The 18,083-nt window shown below is 68.8% G+C and carries 19 protein-coding genes; 10 read left to right on the top strand and 9 right to left on the bottom strand.

The features are described from left to right. Nucleotides 1-70 precede the first annotated feature (70 nt). Nucleotides 71-964 (top strand): LysR family transcriptional regulator, encoded by an 894-nt coding sequence (locus ACT535_RS12885; protein ID WP_476364666.1) that lies wholly within the window; start codon nt 71-73, stop codon nt 962-964. On the opposite strand, the gene ACT535_RS12890 is transcribed toward ACT535_RS12885, so the two are convergent. Then, the gene (locus tag ACT535_RS12890) at nt 951-1,853 is read right to left on the bottom strand and encodes a LysR family transcriptional regulator (protein WP_476364667.1); all 903 of its coding nucleotides are present in this window, start codon (nt 1,851-1,853) and stop codon (nt 951-953) included. The genes ACT535_RS12885 and ACT535_RS12890 overlap by 14 nt on opposite strands. A gap of 97 nt (nt 1,854-1,950) precedes the next feature. Between ACT535_RS12890 and ACT535_RS12895 the strand changes: the two genes are divergently transcribed. The 3 genes from ACT535_RS12895 to ACT535_RS12905 all read left to right on the top strand — a co-directional run bounded on the left by ACT535_RS12895 (nt 1,951) and on the right by ACT535_RS12905 (nt 4,693). After that, complete coding sequence (locus ACT535_RS12895) at nt 1,951-3,450, top strand: CoA-acylating methylmalonate-semialdehyde dehydrogenase (protein WP_476364668.1); 1,500 nt, start codon at nt 1,951-1,953, stop codon at nt 3,448-3,450. Between the two features lie 255 nt (nt 3,451-3,705). Beyond that, nucleotides 3,706-4,059: a hypothetical protein gene (locus ACT535_RS12900; RefSeq protein WP_476364669.1), complete on the top strand. Its 354-nt coding sequence runs from the start codon at nt 3,706-3,708 to the stop codon at nt 4,057-4,059. Between the two features lie 88 nt (nt 4,060-4,147). Next, complete coding sequence (locus ACT535_RS12905; RefSeq protein WP_476324846.1) at nt 4,148-4,693, top strand: copper chaperone PCu(A)C; 546 nt, start codon at nt 4,148-4,150, stop codon at nt 4,691-4,693. A gap of 15 nt (nt 4,694-4,708) precedes the next feature. On the opposite strand, the gene ACT535_RS12910 is transcribed toward ACT535_RS12905, so the two are convergent. From ACT535_RS12910 to ACT535_RS12940, 7 genes are all read right to left on the bottom strand, one after another. Then, nucleotides 4,709-5,110: a VanZ family protein gene (locus ACT535_RS12910; RefSeq protein WP_476364670.1), complete on the bottom strand. Its 402-nt coding sequence runs from the start codon at nt 5,108-5,110 to the stop codon at nt 4,709-4,711. A 77-nt stretch (nt 5,111-5,187) separates the two neighbouring features. Continuing rightward, nucleotides 5,188-6,486, bottom strand: coding sequence for an LLM class flavin-dependent oxidoreductase (locus ACT535_RS12915; RefSeq protein WP_476364671.1), 1,299 nt, complete (start codon nt 6,484-6,486; stop codon nt 5,188-5,190). 5 nt (nt 6,487-6,491) lie between these two features. Next, a complete protein-coding gene (locus ACT535_RS12920; RefSeq protein ID WP_476324840.1) occupies nt 6,492-7,244 on the bottom strand; it encodes an ABC transporter permease in 753 nt (250 codons plus the stop codon). Then, on the bottom strand, nt 7,241-8,047 hold the full coding sequence (locus ACT535_RS12925; protein ID WP_476364672.1) for an ABC transporter permease: 807 nt from the start codon (nt 8,045-8,047) through the stop codon (nt 7,241-7,243). Before ACT535_RS12925 ends, ACT535_RS12920 begins: the two co-directional genes overlap by 4 nt. After that, the gene (locus tag ACT535_RS12930) at nt 8,044-9,081 is read right to left on the bottom strand and encodes an ABC transporter substrate-binding protein (RefSeq protein ID WP_476364673.1); all 1,038 of its coding nucleotides are present in this window, start codon (nt 9,079-9,081) and stop codon (nt 8,044-8,046) included. The genes ACT535_RS12925 and ACT535_RS12930 overlap by 4 nt, the downstream gene beginning before the upstream one ends. Nucleotides 9,082-9,292: 211 nt before the next feature. After that, nucleotides 9,293-10,072 carry a class II aldolase/adducin family protein gene (locus ACT535_RS12935; protein ID WP_168461334.1) on the bottom strand — a complete coding sequence of 260 codons (780 nt, stop codon included), beginning with the start codon at nt 10,070-10,072 and terminating at the stop codon, nt 9,293-9,295. Beyond that, a complete protein-coding gene (locus tag ACT535_RS12940; protein WP_476364674.1) occupies nt 10,069-10,920 on the bottom strand; it encodes an ABC transporter ATP-binding protein in 852 nt (283 codons plus the stop codon). The genes ACT535_RS12935 and ACT535_RS12940 overlap by 4 nt, the downstream gene beginning before the upstream one ends. Nucleotides 10,921-11,160: 240 nt before the next feature. Here ACT535_RS12940 and ACT535_RS12945 point away from each other — a divergent pair, with 240 nt between their 5' ends. The 6 genes from ACT535_RS12945 to ACT535_RS12970 all read left to right on the top strand — a co-directional run bounded on the left by ACT535_RS12945 (nt 11,161) and on the right by ACT535_RS12970 (nt 17,409). Beyond that, the gene (locus ACT535_RS12945) at nt 11,161-11,865 is read left to right on the top strand and encodes a GntR family transcriptional regulator (protein ID WP_168461331.1); all 705 of its coding nucleotides are present in this window, start codon (nt 11,161-11,163) and stop codon (nt 11,863-11,865) included. 93 nt (nt 11,866-11,958) lie between these two features. Beyond that, nucleotides 11,959-12,738: an SDR family oxidoreductase gene (locus tag ACT535_RS12950; RefSeq protein WP_168461329.1), complete on the top strand. Its 780-nt coding sequence runs from the start codon at nt 11,959-11,961 to the stop codon at nt 12,736-12,738. A 63-nt stretch (nt 12,739-12,801) separates the two neighbouring features. Then, nucleotides 12,802-13,935 carry a pyridoxal phosphate-dependent aminotransferase gene (locus ACT535_RS12955; RefSeq protein ID WP_476364675.1) on the top strand — a complete coding sequence of 378 codons (1,134 nt, stop codon included), beginning with the start codon at nt 12,802-12,804 and terminating at the stop codon, nt 13,933-13,935. A 166-nt stretch (nt 13,936-14,101) separates the two neighbouring features. After that, complete coding sequence (locus tag ACT535_RS12960) at nt 14,102-15,007, top strand: alpha/beta fold hydrolase (RefSeq protein WP_476364676.1); 906 nt, start codon at nt 14,102-14,104, stop codon at nt 15,005-15,007. Between the two features lie 201 nt (nt 15,008-15,208). Continuing rightward, entirely contained in the window at nt 15,209-16,459 is a 1,251-nt protein-coding gene (locus ACT535_RS12965) for a Zn-dependent hydrolase (protein ID WP_476364677.1), read from the top strand. Further along, complete coding sequence (locus ACT535_RS12970) at nt 16,456-17,409, top strand: cupin domain-containing protein (protein WP_476364678.1); 954 nt, start codon at nt 16,456-16,458, stop codon at nt 17,407-17,409. Before ACT535_RS12965 ends, ACT535_RS12970 begins: the two co-directional genes overlap by 4 nt. Here the strand turns inward: ACT535_RS12970 and ACT535_RS12975 are convergent. Further along, nucleotides 17,393-18,022, bottom strand: a complete 630-nt coding sequence (locus ACT535_RS12975) for a glycosyltransferase (protein ID WP_476364679.1) — start codon at nt 18,020-18,022, stop codon at nt 17,393-17,395. The genes ACT535_RS12970 and ACT535_RS12975 overlap by 17 nt on opposite strands. Nucleotides 18,023-18,083: the final 61 nt, after the last annotated feature.

The raw sequence follows: 18,083 nt of genomic DNA on the forward strand, positions 1-18,083 counted from the left end.
ACGATAGCTTCCGATCCATCCTGCAATTTTGCAGGAACAGCATCAACCGTCGCAGGGACTTCACCGCATCATGGATTGGGACGACCTGCGCATCTTCCTCCAGCTCGTCCGCACCGGGCGCATGGCCGGCGCCGGGCGGGCGCTGGGGCTGGACGATACCACGGTGGGCCGGCGCGTCGCGCGGCTGGAACGGGAGGTGGGCGCGCCGCTCGTCGCCCGGGCCGGGCGGCGCACGCTCATCACCGAGGAGGGGCAGAAGCTGGCGCAGGCGGCGGAGGAGATGGAATCCCTCGTGCTGCGCAAGATCACCGGTCTCGGCGAGGGTGAGCGCCAGCCCACCGGGCGGGTGCGTGTCGGCGCGCCGGAGGGGCTCGGCGTCGGCTATCTGGCGGCGCGGCTCGCCGCACTCTCCGCCGACAATCCCCGGCTGGAGACGGAGCTGGTGGCCCTGCCGCGCTCCTATTCGCTGGCGAGCCGGGAGGTGGACATCGCCATCACGCTGGACCGGCCCATCGCCGGGCAGGTGAAGGTGCGCAAGCTCACGGACTACACGCTCGGGCTCTATGGCACGCCCGCCTATCTCGACCGGCGCGGGCGGCCGGCGGCGGCAGATGATCTCAAGGACCATGTGCTCGCGGGCTATATCCCGGAACTGCTCTTCACCCGCGCCCTCGATTTCTCGCAGCTCGGCCCGGGGGTGGAGCTGAAGCCGGTCATCCGCTCCACCAGCGTCATCGCGCAGGTGAATGCGGTGCTCTCCGGCGCAGCCATCGGGGTGCTGCCGGCCTTCCTCGCCGCGCCCCATCCGGCGCTCGTGCCACTGCTGGAGGACGAGGTGCGGCTCACCCGCAGCTACTGGCTCTCCGTGCACGACGATCTCAGCCACCTCGCCCGCGTGCGCGCGGTGCTCGATGCCATCACCGCTGCCGTGCGGGCAGACCGGGCGCAGTTCATTCGCAGATGAAACGGGCGCGCTCCTCGCGGAAGCGGCGGGCGAGGAAGGCGCGCACGGTGGCGATGCGGCGCACCTCCACCGTGTCGGGATGGGCGAGCAGGAAGTAGCTGCGGCGGAAGGCGATGCGCGGCAGGATGCGCACCAGCGCGTCGCCATAATAGGCGGCGGCGAAATCGTGCAGCACGCCGATGCCGGCGCCGGAGCGCACCGCCTCCATCTGGCCGGTGACGCTGGCGCAGCGGAAGGGCTGGCCGCCGTGCTTCTCCAGCACGCCGGAATAATCCAGCGCCGAGGCATAGGCGAGGTCTTCCACCCCCGTCACCACCCGTCGGCCGGCCAGATCCGCCTCGCTCTCCGGCGCGCCGAAAGCCGCGATGTAGCTGCGCGCGGCATAGGCGCCGAGCGTGTAGTCGGTGAGGCGCGAGACGGTGAGGCGGCCCTCGGTGGGCCGGTCGAGCACGATGGCGAGATCCGCCTCGCGCCGGGAGAGGGAGAAGGTGCGTGGCAGCGGCACTAGCTCCACCACCAGATGGGGGTGAAGCAGGGCGAGCCGCCCCAGCTCGGCGGCGAGGAAATAATTGCCCAGCCCGTCCGGCGCGCCGATGCGCACGGTGCCGGAAACGTCCGCCTCTTCCGCCCGGAAGCGCTCGGCGATGCCCAGCATCTCCGCCTCCACGCGCTCCGCCGCCGGAAGCAGCCGCTCGCCCGCCTGGGTGAGCACGCAGCCGGTGGGGCGGCGGTCGAACAGGGGGCTGCCCAGCGCCGCCTCCAGCGCATCGAGCCGCCGGGCGATGGTGGCGTGGTTCAGCGCGAGTTGTTTGGCGGCGGCGAGCAATTGCCCGCGCCGGGCGACGGCGAGGAAGACGCGCAGGTGGTCCCAGTCGAGGGTGAGGTCCATGGGCTACAATATCCGCACAACAGATGCTCGGACAATGGCGTTGCTGCGCGTCGTTTGAAGCGCCATCACGGGGCCATACCCAGCCCGGAGGCGCATCATGCCCACGCAGATTTCCCACTTCATCGGCGGCAAGCTCGTCGCCGGCACTAGCGGCCGCACGGCGCCGGTCTACAATCCCGCCACCGGCGCGCAGACCGGCGAGGTTCCGCTCGCATCCGCCGCCGAAGTGCGCGCGGCGGTGGAGATCGCCAACAAGGCCGCGCCCGGCTGGGCCGCCACCACGCCGCTGCGCCGCGCGCGCATCCTCAACGCCTTCCTGCGCATCCTGGAAGAGCGGGTGGACCAGATCGCCGAGGTGGTGAGCGCCGAGCACGGCAAGGTGTTCTCCGACGCCAAGGGCGAGGTGCAGCGTGGCATGGAGGTGGTGGAGTTCGCCACCGCCGCCCCGCAGCTGCTGAAGGGCGAGATCACCGAGGATGTGGGCACCCGCATCGACAGCCACGCGGTCCGTCAGCCCCTCGGCGTGGTCGCCGGCATCACGCCGTTCAACTTCCCGGCCATGGTGCCCATGTGGATGTTCCCGGTGGCGCTGGCCTGCGGCAACTGCTTCGTCCTCAAGCCCTCCGAGCGCGATCCCTCCGCCTCCCTGCTGCTCGCGCAGTGGCTGAAGGAAGCCGGCCTGCCGGACGGCGTGTTCACCGTCATCCACGGTGACAAGACCGCCGTCGATGCGCTGCTCGACGATCCGGACATCCAGGCCATCAGCTTCGTGGGCTCCACCCCCATCGCCCGCTACATCTACGAGACCGCCGCGCGCACCGGAAAGCGCTGCCAGGCCCTCGGCGGCGCCAAGAACCACATGATCGTCATGCCCGACGCGGACATGGACCAGGCCGTGGACGCCCTGATGGGCGCCGCCTACGGCTCGGCCGGCGAGCGCTGCATGGCCATCTCGGTGGCCGTGCCGGTGGGTGAGGCCACCGCCGAGGCGCTGATGGCGAAGCTGGAGCCGCGGGTGCGCGCGCTCAAGGTCGGCCCCGGCACGGACCCCGAGTCCGAGATGGGGCCGCTGGTCACCAAGCAGCACCTCGACAAGGTGTCCGGCTATGTGGACCAGGGCGTCGCGGAAGGCGCCAAGCTGGTGGTGGACGGCCGTGGCCTCAAGCTCCAGGGCTATGAGGACGGCTATTACATCGGCGGCACCCTGTTCGATCACGTGACGCCGGACATGCGTATCTACAAGGAGGAGATCTTCGGACCCGTGCTCTCCGTGGTGCGCGCCGACAGCTACGACACCGCCGCCGACCTCATCAACAAGCATGAATTCGGCAACGGCACCGCCATCTTCACCCGCGACGGCGATGCCGCCCGCGAGTTCGCGCACCGCATCAAGGTGGGCATGATCGGCATCAACGTGCCGATCCCGGTGCCCATGGCGTTCCATTCCTTCGGCGGCTGGAAGGCCTCGCTGTTCGGCGACCACCACATGCACGGGCCGGAGGGCGTGCGCTTCTACACGCGCCTCAAGACCATCACCACCCGCTGGCCCACCGGCATCCGCGCCGGCGCCGAGTTCGTGATGCCCACCATGAAGTGAGGCCAACGGAGGGGTCTCAGGCCTCTCCCGTCCTCCATGAGGTGAGCCGCAGGGAGGGGTCTCAGGCCCCTCCCTTTTTTGTTCAGGCCGGCGCGTTCCCGAATTGGGGGGAGCCGGCCCATGCGTCCATTGCGGCGTGCGTCAAGGCGCGCAGCAAGGTGCCGTAACGACGGTGCTTTTCGTTCGGTGCCGAGGGTGGCAAGCTCTGTGGCGCGTGATGTAACGCGCGCGATTTGCGCCGCCTGAGGCCTCCACATGGCTGTCCCGCGTCCCGCCGCGCGCGTGACGATCGCGATCCTGAGCGCCTATGTGCTGGTCCTTCAGCTTCTGCTGGCGGGGCTGGCGGGCGGGGCCTTTGCCGCCGTCGATGGCGGACTGTGCGCTGTCGCCGCGCAGGCGGACCCTGGCGGGGCCTCGGGCCACGCCGTTTCCGGCGAGGATTGCTGCGTCGGCGCCTGCGTCATCCTTGATGCGCTGGAAGGCCCCGTTCCGCCTGTCCCCCACCTTCCTGAACGTCGCTGGGCGCCCGCGCGGCGAAGCGCCGATGGGGTCGCCATCCGGCTGGCACCGGGGCGCCCGCTGCCGCCCGCCCGCGCGCCGCCGGCCTGAGGCTTCCGTGGCCGGAGGCATCCACGCCTCGGCCGCCGACCCGGCACCCCCTTCAACCTCGAAGGGGACATAACCTCAGGGAGCAGACATGACCCAACGTCCGCAGCCGCGGCGCCGCCGCCTTCTTGCCCGTGTCCATGGCGAGGAAATCCTCGCCGCGACGCTGTTCGCCCTGTGCCTTCTCATCGTCTCGGCGCAGCATCTGCTGGCCCACGAATACAAGGTCGGCGGCCTGCTCATCGACCATCCCTGGACGCGGGCCACGCCGCTCGGCTCGGACATGGGGGCGGGCTTCCTCGCCATCCACAATTCGGGTGACACGGCCGATCGCCTGCTCTCCGCCGCGGCGCCCTTCACCCGGCGTGTGGAGCTTCAGGAGATGACGATGAAGGACGGGCTGATGCGCATGATGCCCATCAAGGGCGGGCTGGAGATCCCGGCCGGCGGCACCCTCGTGCTGGAGCCGAGCGGCCACCACCTCGTCTTCATCGACCTGAAGGAGCAGCTCAAGGAGGGTGAGATGCTGGACGCCACGCTCACCTTCGAGAAGGCCGGCAAGGTCAAGATCCAGTACAAGGTCGAGGCCATCGGCGCGACCGCCATCGACAAGATGCACCACCCGCTGGGCCAGTGAGCGGGGCGCCCGCTCTCAGCGGCGGGCGAACCACCCCTGCATCAGCGGAAGCACGATGTAGTGCGCGGCGAGGGCGCCGATGAGCGCGCCCAGCGTGCTCGCGACCCAGTTCTCGACCAATGACGTCCGGCCGGGAATCCAGATCTGGCAGATCTCGAAGAAGGCGGACGCGGCCGAGAAGGCGAGGACGATCGTCGCCACGCGCCATCGCAGCAGCGCCAGCGCGACAAAGCCGGCCGTGCCGATATAGGCGGCGACGTGCTCGATGTTGCCGGAATAGCCGGTGTGCGGCCGCTCGGTCCCCGGCAGCAGCGACAGCACGGTGATGACGATGCAGCAGGTGGCGGCCAGCACTTTCAGCACCGGTCCGCCCGGCTGGAGCCAGTGCAGAAGCGTGCGGGGAAAAGCGGAGGACATGGGCGACCCCTGCGGCGCGGCGACGGACCTGTTTGGCCCATCCCCGCGGCGAAAGGAAGACCCGATCCGCGTCGAACTCAGAAGTTCGGATTGGCCGGCCGCTCCAGCCCCAGCAGGTGCCGCAGCGTCGGCCCCTCGTAGGCCGTGCGGAACAGGCCGCGCTCCTGGAGGATGGGGATGACCAGATCGACGAAATCGTCGAACGCGCCGGGGAAATAGGGCGGCATCACGTTGAAGCCGTCCGCCGCGCCGCTCTCGAACCAGAGCTGGAGCGTGTCGGCGACTTCCTCCGCCGAGCCCACCAGCACCCAGTGGCCGCGGGCGGCGGCGACCATGTTGTAGACGTCGCGGAGCGTCCCGCCCTCGCGCTTGGCCTTGGCCAGCATGACGCCGGTGAACGACTTGTAGGTGTCGGCCTCGGGCAGGTCGGGGATGGGGCCGTCGAGGTCGTAGGCGCTCATGTCCGTGCCGAAGCGCTCGGAGAGCATGCCCAGCGCGTTCTTGGCGTCCACGAAGCGCATCAGCTCGGCCAGCTTCTCGCGCGCCTCCTGCGCCGTGCGGCCCACCACCGGCATCACGCCGGGCAGCACGCAGACGTCCTCGGGCTTGCGGCCGAGGGCGGGGAGGCGGTCCTTCAGCGATTTGTATCCCGCCTGCGCCTCCGCCATGTCCTGCACCACGGCGAACACGATGTCCGCCGTGCGTGCGGCGAGCTGCTGGCCGGGCTCGGAGCCGCCGGCCTGGGAGATGATCGGGTGCCCCTGCGGCGCGCGGGAGATGTTGAGCGGCCCCTTCACCTTGAAGAATTCGCCCTCTTGATCGAGCGCCTTCACTCTGGTGGGGTCGATATAGAGGCCGGTCTCCCGGTTGGCGACGATGGCGTCGTCCGCCCAGCAGTCCCACAGGCCCTTCACCACATCGAGGAACTCGCCGGCGATCTCGTAGCGCCTGGAATGGTCGGGGTGGATCGTGCCGAAGTTCGCGGCGGCGGCCGGGGCGGCGGTGGTCACCGCGTTCCACACCGCGCGCCCGCCGGAGATGTGGTCCAGCGAGGCGAAGGCGCGGGCGACCGTGTAGGGGTCGGAATAGGTGGTGGAGACCGTGCCGCCGAGGCCGATGTGCTTGGTCGCGCCAGCGACGGCGGAAAGCAGCGTCAGCGGTTCGAGGCGGGCGGTGTAGGAGGGGTGGGCGGCCGGGTCGGCGTTGAGGTTGTCGCCCATGAAGATGAGGTCGAACAGCCCGCGCTCGGCGGTGGCCGCGATGCGCCGCACCGCCTCGATGTCCTCGAAGGTGTCGACGGCACCGGGCACGCGCCAGCCGGCGATGTGGCTCCCCGTTCCGAGCAGGAACAGGCCGAAATGCATCTTGCGGGTCATTTTCTCTACTTCCAGAACACCAGCCGCCGTTCGGCGAGGCCGACGAGGCCGAAGAAGGCGAGGCTTGCGGCCGAGGCGATGAAGATGGCCGACCACACCTTCACGAAATCCACCTGCAGCACCGCCTGGTAAATCACCCAGCCGAGGCCGTCGTAGGCGCCCAGCATCTCGGTGACGATGGCGACGATGACTGCGCGCACGGTGGAGACGCGCAGGCCCGCCGCGATCAGCGGAAGCGCGGTGGGCAAGCGCAGGCGGAACAGGATGGAAAGCCGTCCCGCCCCGAACGAGCGCATGAGATCCACCGAGCGGCGGTCCACCCGGTCGAGGCCGGCCAGCGCCGAGAGGAAGACGGTGAAGGAGACGGCGAGCGCCACCATCACCACCTTCGAGGGCATGCCGATGCCGAACCACAACAGGATCAGCGGAGACCACGCCACCACCGGCACCGAATTGATGGAGGTGGCCACCGGCACGATGGCGTTGCGCGTCATCGGGATGAGGGTGATGACCACCGCCAGCGCGATGCCGATGAGCGCGCCGATGACATAGCCGGAAAACGCCTCGACGAGGGTGTAGGCGCCGGCGAGGAACAGCGTCGCGCGGTGATCGAAGATGCTGCCGAGGATCGCGCTGACCGAGGGCAGCGTATAGGCCGGCAGGTTGAAGCCGCGGGCGATGCCTTCCCAGGCGACGACCAGCAGCACCATGCCGAGGGCGCCGCGCTGGATCGCGCGGGAGGATTGGGTCGCGCTCATTGCTCGGCCCCCCAGAACACGAGGGCGCGCTCGGCCGCCGCGACCACGGCATAGAAGCCGGTGCCCAGCAGCGCGCACATGGCGATGGCGGCCCAGATGGCGACGACGTTCTCGTTGTACATGCCCTGCAGCAGCAGCACGCCGAGGCCCACCGTGTCGCCGAACCATTCGCCGACGATGGCGCCCACCAGCGAGAGGGCCGAGGCGAGGCGCAGCGCCACGAAGATCTGCGGCAGCGCCGCCGGCAGTTGCAGCCGCGTGAGGAGCTGGAAGCGGCTGGCGCCGAAGGAGCGCATCAGCGCTTCCTGGCGCGGGTCCACGCTCTCGAGGCCCAGCAAAGCGTTCACCGTCACCGGGAAGAAGGTGAGGTAGAAGGAGATGGCGGCCTTGGCGATGAGCGTGTTGCCGAACCACAGCACCACCAGCGCGCCAAAGGCGATGACCGGGATGGTCTGCGAGACCACGAACACCGGGAAGATGAGTTCGCGCAGTACCCGCGCGCGGAAGAAGACGATGGCGATGCCCACGCCGAAGATCGCACCGGACGTAAATCCCATCAGCGTCTCGGTGAGGGTGCGCAGGAAGCCCTGAATGTAGGGCTCGGGCGTCGCGAGGATGGCATTCAGCACCAGCGTCGGCCGCGGCACGTACCAGGGCTTCACGTTGAGGACGATGACGAGCCCTTCCACCGCCGCCAGCACGGCGAGGAGGATGGCGAGCCCGCGCACGGCGCGAAACAGCGCCGTGAGGAGCGGGGAGGTCCCCGGCCGTGCGGCCGGGGACTGAAGGGTTGCCGCGCTCACGGACGGCGGTCCGCCACCGGGATGGCTTCGAGGAAGGAGCGGTTGAAGGTGGCGTCGAGGTCGACGGGCTTGGAGATGACCTTGGCGTCGAGGAAGAGCTGCTGGGTGATCTTCACCGCGTCCATGTCGATCCAGAACAGGCCGTTTTCCTTCACCGTGCCGGCCGTCATCAGCTTGGCGGCCTCGGTGAGCTGGAATTCCTGATGGGCGCGGTCCAGCGTGGGGGCGGCCTTCATGATGGTGTCCACGGCGCCCTTGGGATCGGAGAAGGCATCCTTCCAGCCCTTGATGGAGGCGCGCAGGAAGGCCTTCACCAGCTCCGGCTTCTCCTTGGCGGTGGTCTCCGAGATGATCAGCGTGTCACGCGGGAAGGTGATGCCGGAATCTTCCGCCACGAAGGTGCGGAGCTTCTCTTCGCCCATGCGGGTCTTGATCGTGTAGTATTCGTTGTAGCGCGTGGCGGTGATGACATCGACCTGCCCGTCCACGAAGGGCGTCACGCTCACCTGCTGGGGCTGGATGTCCACCAGCGCGGGGTCGATGCCGTTCTTGGTCAGCATCGCCTTCAGCACATGGTTGGCGCCGGTGAACCAGGTGGTGACCTTCTTGCCCTTGAAGTCCTGGAGCGTCTTGATGGGGCCGTCCGCGCGCGCCACGAAGACGAAGGGCGTCATCTGGTGGGAGATGCCGACGCACACCACCGGCAGGCCCTTGTCGCGGGCGGCGAACACGCTGTCGAGGCCGCCCGAGAGGCCGAAGGTGTCGGCGCCGGTGGCGACGAGGTTTTCCGCCAGGATGTTCGGGCCGCCCGGATTGATGGTGAGGTCGAGGCCCTCGGCCTTGTAATAGCCCTTGGCCACCGCGACGTAGAAGCCGGCGAACTGGGCCTGCGGCAGCCACTTGAGGCGCAGGGTGACGGGCACCGGATCGGCCGCGCGCGCGGGGAGCGCCGAGAGGAACGTGGCGCCCATGGCGGTGGAGAGAAGCGCGGCGCCGGCCGCGAGGGTGGAGAGGAAAGTTCGGCGAGGGATCATCAGGTGGTCTCCGCTGGAAGGGGGTGTTCTTGGTGTTGTGTCGGGGGAAAGGGGACGGTTCTATCCGCTCGTCATCCCCCGCCTTGTGCGGGGGATCCACGGTGCGGCCGGGCTGGGGTCAGGGCTTCCAGCACCGGACACGCGACGGGGTGGATCCCCCGCACAGGGCGGGCGATGACTTTGCAGTGGGAAATGAGCCGCACCATCCCGCTCAGCTCCGGTAGCTCGGATCGGCGCGGTCGAGCTGGCGCATGAGGGCGGGCCATTCGCGCTCGCCGGGAACAAGGATGTCGCCCTGCATCTCCCAGAACTGGCGGGCGGCCTTCTCGCACACCTCGGGGGGCGGCATCACCAGCTTCACGCCGGAGGCGCAGGCCGCCTGCATGGCGAGCTGGATGCGCGCGGCGCGCTCGAAATAATAGAGCAGCATGAAGGCTTCGCCGGGCGTGCGGCCCACGGTGAGGATGCCGTGGTTGCGCATCAGCATCACCTTGTGGGGGCCGAGGTCCGCCACGAGGCGCGCCTGCTCGTCCATGTCGATGGCGACGCCCTCGTAATCGTGGAAGGCCTGCCGGTTGTAGAAGCGCATGGCGAACTGGGAGAGCGGCAGCAGCCCCTCCTCCTGCCCCGAGACGGCGACGCTCGCGTCCGAATGGGTGTGCAGCACGCAGGCGGCGTCCGAGCCGGTCTTGTGGATGGCGGCATGGATGACGAAGGCGGCGAGATTGATCTCGTAGGGGGTGTTGTCGATCTTGCGGCCGTCGATGTCGATCTTCACCAGGCTCGATGCGGTGATCTCGTCGAAGAGGAGGCCATAGGGATTGAGGAGAAACTGTTCCTCGTGCCCCGGCACGCGCAGGGAGATGTGGTTGTAGATGAGATCGTCCATGCCGAGCTTCGCCACCATGCGGTAGCAGGCGGCAAGGGCGACGCGGGCCTCCCACTCGGAGGCGTCCATGGCGGCCGGCTTTTCAGCAAGAGAAGCCATCATTTGCCCTCCGCGGTGAAGGACTTCATGGCTTCCTCCTCGATCGCCTCCAGCAGCGTGCGCTTGAGGCGGATGAATTCGGGGGAGATGACGATCTCGGCCGGGCGGGGGCGCGGCAGGTCCACCTTCTGCGTGAGCTTCACCTTGCCGGGCCGCGCGCTCATCACCAGCACGCGGTCGCCGAGGAACAGGGCCTCGTCCACGTCGTGGGTGATGAACAGGATGGTCCGCTGGTGCTTCTGCCACACGTCCAGCAGCCAGCGCTGCATCATGGTGCGGGTGAGGGCGTCCAGCGCGCCGAACGGCTCGTCCAGCAGCATCAGGTCGCGCTTGAACAGGAAGGTGCGCATCAGCGCCACGCGCTGGCGCATGCCGCCGGAAAGCTGGTGCGGATACTGCTGGCCGAAGCCGGCGAGGCCGAACTCGGGCAGCATCCTCTCGGCGAGCGCGCGGGCCTCCTTGCGGGGGGCGCCTTCCACCTCCAGCGCGAGGATGGCGTTGTCGATCACCGTGCGCCACGGCAGCAGCAGGTCGCGCTGGGGCATGAAGGAGACGCGGCCGAGGAGGTCGGAGGCGATCACGCTCTTGCCCTCGAAGCGCAGCGCGCAGCCGGGGTCCGGCTCCTCCAGCCCGGCGACGATGTTGAAGAGCGTGCTCTTCCCGCAGCCGGAGGGGCCGACCACGGTGACGAACTCGCCCTTCTCGATGGTCGCCGAAAATCCGTCGAGGGCACGGGTGGCCCCGAACGTCTTGGTGACGCCGGTGAGGGAGAGAATCTGCGCGGCGTCGGAAGCACCCGCCGCGTCGGCGGCGAGGACAGCCTCGCCGGGCCTGTGTGTGGAAGCCGGCAAGCCTGCCTCTTTCTTCTTTGTATAATGAGCGCCCATCGGCGCATGCGAAAGAACGGTGGTCATGCCTTCCCTGCTAGCAATCGACATGCCACACTTCTTGCAAGGACACTCTATGGACGGCGCGCCGGGCGTCAACCAGTGAAGGTAACGGAACGTAGCGCCTTCCGGAGCCCTCAGAATGGATGCCGCGGACGCGTTGGTGTATACTGAACTGCAATTTTGAGAATGCAAATGGCTATCATGAGTGCACAAGAAGGCAGCAGCTGCCTGCCCCTTGACCAGAATGGGCGCTCCAGCGTGCCGGGCGAGACCCTGGCCGATCGCATTCGCCGGGCGCTGGAGGCGGATATTTCCTCCGGCCGGCTGGAGCCCGGCTCCAAGCTGGACGAACAGGAACTTGCCGAGCAGTTCCGCGTGTCCCGCACCCCCGTGCGGGAGGCGTTCCGCCTTCTGGCGGCGAGCCATCTGGTGGAATTGCGTGGCCGGCAGGGCGCCGTGGTGCGCACCATTTCGGCGCAGATCCTGCTGGAGATGTTTCAGGTGATGGCGGAGCTGGAAGGCCTGTGCGCCCGGCTTGCCGCACGCCGGGCAAGCCCGGCGCAGCTCGGGCGTATCGATGCGATTCACAAGCGGCTGGAAGAGGTTAGCGCGTCCGGCGACATCGACCTCTTCTATGATGTGAACCAGGAGTTCCACGAGGCTGTCTACGAGGCCTCCGCCAACGGCTTCCTTGCTGACCAGACCCGCCGCCTGCGCAATCAGGTGGCCGCCTATCGCCGCCGGGTTACCCACCGCCCGAGCCGGATTCCCAAGACATTGAAAGAACATGGCGAGGTCATCGCCGCCATCCGCGCGCACGATGACGAGGCCGCCCAGCGCGCCATGCGTGACCATGTGAACCTGCTCGGCGACGATCTCCTGGACTTCCTCGCCGCCTACGGGTGAGGGTGCTGCATTTTCGTGGTATGCAAATTGCTAGAGTTTGTATATCCAATTTGGCGACCTCATCGGCGCCATCTGCCCAGCGGAGATGCAAACTTGAAGCTCGACCTCACCGACAAGACCGCCCTCATCACCGGCGCCTCCAAGGGCATCGGCCTTGCGACGGCCCGCGTGTTCGCAGGCGAGGGCTGCCATCTCCATCTCGCCGCGCGCAACGGCGAGGCGCTGGCCGAGGCCAAGGCCGAGATCGAGGCCGCCCACGGCGTGAAGGTCTCGATCTATCCGGTGGACCTCGGCTCCACGGACGCCATGGAGAAGCTGGCGGCCGACGTGGGCGACGTGGACATCCTCGTCAACAATGCCGGCGACATCCCGGCCGGCTCGCTGGACGTGGTGGACGACGCCGCCTGGCGGCGCGGCTTCGACCTCAAGGTCTTCGGCTACATCACCCTCTCGCGCGCCTATTATTCCCGCATGCGCGGCAAGGATGGCGTCATCGTCAACGTCATCGGCAATTCCGGCGAGAACTGGGATGCGAGCTACATCGCCGGCTCCACCGGCAATGCCGCGCTCATGAGCTTCACCAAGGCGCTCGGCGGCGCGAGCCTGAATGACGGCGTGCGCGTGGTGGGCGTGAACCCCGGCCCCGTCGCCACCGACCGCATGCTCAAGATCATGAAGCGCAAGGCCATCGACATGCTCGGCGCCGAGGAGCGCTGGGAGGAGCTGTTCGACAAGTATCCCGGCAAGCGCCCCGCCACGGCGGAAGAGGTGGCCGATCTCGTCGCCTTCCTCGCCTCGCCGCGCGCCGGCTACATCACCGGCACCAACGTGACCATCGACGGCGGCATCTCGGCCCGCGGCTCGGTCATCTGACGCACCCGTTCGCCGGCGCCGCCGCAAGGGCGCGCCGGCCTCCCCTTCGAGGAAACCGCCTTCATGTCCTCCGCCCGGCTGCGCAACCGCTATTTCGACACCTTGTTCTCCACCCCCGGCCTCATGTGGATGGGCCAGAACACCAACCACATCGCCGCCCATCCCGCGGTCGAGGAGGCCATGATCGCCTCCATCCGCGCGCAGGAATACAATGCCTACGCGCCCCCGCTGGGCTTCGAGGCGCTGCGTGCCGCCATCGTGGACGACCTCGGCACGCCGGGCGCGGAAGCGCTCATCACCGAGGGCGGGGTGAATGCGCTGGCCCTCGTGTGCCGCGCCCACTGCCGGCCGGGCACCACCTTCGTCACCACCGATCCCACCTGGAAGTGGCCCTGCCTGTTCGCCGCCCAGATGGGCGCCGAGGTGATCGAAATCCCGATCTACGATCCGGCCGTGGACTACAAGCTGACCCCCGAGGCGCTGCGCGCCAACGTGGATGAGCGCACCGCCATCATCTACCTGGTGGACCCCAACAATCCCCTCGGCATCCGCTACACCCGCGAGGAGATCGAGGCGTTCTGCGAGATCGCCAAGGACTGCGGCGCGCTTCTGGTGCACGACTGCACCTATCGCGACTTCGCCGACGGCCATTATCCCGCGCTGCTGGCGGCGCCGGATCGCGCGCTGGTCTCGCTCTCCTTCTCCAAGTGGCTGGGCCTCGCCGGCATGCGCATCGGCGCGCTGGTGGGCGCACCGGACCTGCTCGACGCCTGCTCGGCCCGCACCACCTCCGTGCTCGGGGCGAGCGTGCTCGCCCAGCGCGCGGCGGAGGCCGGTCTCAAGGTGAAGCCGGAGTGGATGCAGACGGTGCGCCGCATCGACCGCGCCAACAAGGCGAAGATCCACGATGCTGCCCTCGCCATCGAGGGCCTGAGCATCCCGGTCTATCCCTCCCACGGCAACTTCCTGGTGATCGAGACTGAGGCCGCCGGCATCCGCCCCGAGGCGCTGGTGGAGGCGGCCCGCCGCAAGGACCTGATGATCCGCCAGGGCACCTACCACACCGCCCGCTTCGGCGACCGCTTCATCAAGGTCTCCACCTCGGTGCCGGAGGAGTGGGCCGACCGCTTCGTGGAGCTGCTGCCGTCGCTGGTCGCCGAGGCCCGCACGCTCAATGACGTGCCGGCGCAGTTCTGAGGTCGCGTTATCAGGACCGTCATCCCCCGGCTTGTCCGGGGGATCCACGGAATGGCTTGTTTGGATTCGCGGACAGCGCACCAGCGGCGGAGTGGATGCCCCGGACAAGCCGGGGCATGACGGCATCAAGGGTTTGAGACCATTCCCCCCAAAAGGGACCCATGCCATGACCTACGCAGACCTCACCGCCACCCACAAAATCCCCGCCAAGGACGGCGTGAAGCTTCACGTGGAGGAGGCGGGGCAGGGCACGCCCATCCTGTTCATCCACGAATTCGGCGGCAATCACATGAGCTGGGAGCCGCAGATGCGGTTCTTCGCCCGCCGCCATCGCTGCATCACCTACGCCGCGCGCGGCTATGCCCCCTCCGACATCCCGACCGACGTGGAGGCCTATTCGCAGGCCATCGCGGCGGATGACGCGGTGGCTGTGCTGGATGCGCTGGGCATCGAGAAGGCGCACATCGTCGGCCTTTCCATGGGCGGCTTCTGCACCGTCCATTTCGGCCTGCGCACGCCCGAGCGCGCGCTCTCCCTCACGGTTGCCGGCGCCGGATATGGCTGCGAGAAGGAGCATGAGGAGTATTTCCGCGGCGTCTCCCTCGCCGTGGCGGAAAACTTCGAGAAGTTGGGCGCGAAAGAATTCTCCAAGATCTACGCGCTGGGCGCGAGCCGCGTGCAGTTCGAGGTGAAAGACCCGCGCGGCTGGCGCGAGTTCGCCGACCGCCTCGCCACCCATTCGGACATCGGCGCGGCGCTCACCATGCGCGGCGTGCAGGCGCGCCGCCCCTCCTTCTGGGATCTGGAAGAGGGCCTGAAAAAGATGATGGTCCCTACCCTCGTGATGGTGGGCGATGAGGACGATCACTGCCTCCAGCCGGGCATCTATCTCAAGAAGATGATCCCCGCCTGCGGCCTCAGCGTCTTCCCCAAGGCCGGCCATACGCTGAATTTGGAGGAGCCGGCGCTGTTCAACGCCCAGCTCGCCGAGTTCATCGCGCAGGTGGAAGCCGGCAAATGGCTGCCGCGCGATCCGCGCGCCATCCCCGGCCAGATCATGCGCACGGCCTGAGGCGATGATGGACGGCGCACCCACTCGTGTCCCGGACAAGCGACGGCAACGCCGGAGCGCTGAGCCGGGACCCAGGGGAAAAGTCCGCGCAGCGGGCAAGACCCCTGCGGCGGCAGGGGTGTCGCGCCTTCGGCATGTCCTTGCGCTGGGTCCCGGCTCTCCTTGCGCTGCGCTCCAGTCGGCCGGGACGCGAGGCTCCGCATGACGACGACACCGATCATCTCCCCCGACCGCCTCATGGCCCGCCTGATGCGGCTCGCCGAGATCGGCGCGCTGCCCAAGGGCGGGGTGGACCGGCAGGCGCTGACCGATGGCGAGATCGAAGCGTGGCGGCTCATCCTGACATGGGCCGGGGAGGAGGGGCTGGAGGCGGCGTGCGACGATGCCGGCAGTCTCTACCTCACTCTGCCCGGCACCGACCGGGCATTGGCCTCCATCCTCGCCGGCAGCCATATCGACACCCAGCCCACTGGCGGCAAATATGACGGCGCGGCCGGGGTGATGGCGGCACTGGAGGCGGTGGTGACGCTGAAGCGCGCGGGCGTGACGCCCCGCCGCGATCTGACAGTCGTCGCCTGGATGAACGAGGAAGGCTCCCGCTTCGCCCCCGGCATGATGGGCTCGGAAGCCTTCGCCGGCGTGCGTAGCCTTGCCGATATCCGCGCCGTGACCGATGCGGAGGGCGTGAGCGTCGCAACCGCGCTGGATGCGCTCCACGCGGCTTTCCCCGACCTGCCGCGCCGGCCGCTCGGGTTTCCCGTCGCCGCCTATCTGGAACTGCACATCGAGCAGGGGCCGGTGCTGGAGGCTGAGAGCAAGGTGGTGGGCGTCGTCACCGGCATCCAGGGCAAGAAGACGTGGGAAGCCGTTATCGAAGGCGCCCCCGGCCATGCGGGCACTTTGGCCATGGCCGAGCGGCGCGACGCGCTTGCCGCCTTCGCCCGCATGGCGCATCGGCTCTATCCCGAGGTCGGGGGCCACGACGACCAGGTGATGTTCACCATCGGCCGGCTGGTGATGGAGCCCAACGCCCCCTCCGTGGTGCCCGCCCGCGTCACCTTCCGGGTGGACCTGCGCCATCCCGACGGCGCGGCGCTGGACTTGCTCGGCGCGCGCTTCGAGGCCGTCTGCGCAGAGGAGGCGGCGCCCTGTGGCCTCGCCCTGACCCGCCTCGTGGATGCGCCACCCAACGGCTTCGATCCCGGCCTGATGGCGAAGATCACCGCGGCGGCGGAGCGTCACGCCATCCCGGCCATGCCCATCCTGTCGGCCGCGGGACACGATGCGCGCCACCTCGCCAAGGTGTGCCCCAGCGCCATGATCTTCATTCCCTGCCGCGATGGCGTGTCCCACGCCGAGCATGAATTCGCCGAGCCCGCCCACATCGCCGCCGGCACGCAGGTGCTGGCCGACGTGCTGGGGGAACTGGTTGCCGAGGAGACTGCATCATGAGCCAGCCCGCCGCCGTGCTTCAGAAACCCGATATGGCCGACCTGCCGGCCCAGCATCCCGCCGCGCCGAACAGCCCGGCCGAGGCGCGGGCGCGCTATTTCAACTCCGGCAACGCCTTCAACATCAAATTGCCGCCGGTGCCGAGCCGTCTGTTCACGGACGAGCCGGCCCGCGCGCTGGCGGAGGGGACGGGCACCGGCTTCATCCCCTGCGACCAGTCGGACGCGCTCACCTGCGGCTTCCCCGCCACCACGCCGCTCATGCTGGCGCGCTATGCGGTGGTGGCGGCGGACGCGTGCTTCACCGTGGACCTCAGGGCCACCGGCTCCATCTGGTACGTGATCGCGGGGGAGGGTCGGGTGGACTGCCTTGGCGAGAGCCTGGGGGTGGCGCCGGGCGACGTGTTCCTGCTGCCGGGCTCCCCCGTGCGCATCATCGCCGGGGCGGAAAAGCTGGTGCTGTGGGTGGTGTCCAACGAGCCGCAGCTCGCCCTAAACGGCGATCTGCCGCCGGACGAGGCGCGCCGGCCGGTGGCTGTGGTGCATTATCCGGCCGCCGAGATCGCCCGGCAGGTGGACATCATTTACGACCATGCGCAGAACGCCGAGACCTCGGGCATAGCCCTCATCTTCTCGTCGGAGCCGCAGGCGGCCGCGCGCAACATCCTGCCGAGCCTGACGCTCTCTTTGAACACGCTGCCGCCCGGCGAGCACCAGCGGGCGCACCGGCACAATTCGGCGGCCATCACCCTCGTGCTCCAGGGCGAGGACTGCCATTCCATGGTGGATGGCGTCCGCTGCCCCTGGCGCCAGTGGGCGACGCTGGTGACGCCGCCCGGCGCCCCGCACTCGCACCACAATGCGGGCAACGAACGCGCCCTGTTCCTCATCGTGCAGGATGGCGGGCTGCACTACCACGCCCGCACCATGGGTTTCAGCTTTCTGGAGTGATCTCGGGCGCCTTGCCCGTCTCGGGCAGCAGCACGCGGGGGCGCAGCACGTGGATGTGGCGCCGGCCGATGCGGGCGACAAGGCGGCGCTCGGCCTTGGGGCCCTGCGGATGGCCGCCGAGCCGCTCGTAATACCGGCGGGAGATCAGCAGGCCCTGTCCCGGCACCGGCAGGCCGATGACGGCGAGGCGCGCCGCGGCCATGGCCTCGCCGAGGCGCGGACGCAGGCCGTAGCCGTCCACGGCGAGGCGGAAGGTGGCGGCGAGCCGGTCCGCCTGTCCGCGCCTTTGGGCGGTCTCGATGAAGGCCAGCACCTCGCGTGGCCAGCCTTCCTCCAGCATGGAGCCGTCGGTGAGGAAGAGAAGCCAGGAGCCCCGGCCCTGCGCCGCGCCCTGCTTCAGCCGGAGGCCGAGATCCTGCGCGCCCTTGAGGAAATTGCAGCCGGCCGCGTCCGCAATGGTGGCGGTGCCGTCGGTGGAGCCGGAATCCGCCAGCGTTACGTCGCTCAGCACGCCCGCCGTCACGCCCTGGACGAGCGCGGACAGTACCGGCACGAGCCGGCGCTCGGAATTGTGCGTTGCGATGACGGCGGACAGCACGGGAAACGTTCTCACAGGGACGTTCCCAGCTATACCGCTACCTGCGCGCGGCGTCGATGCGGCAGTGCAACATTCC

The sequence above is a fragment of the Xanthobacter sp. DMC12 genome, from assembly GCF_056314105.1.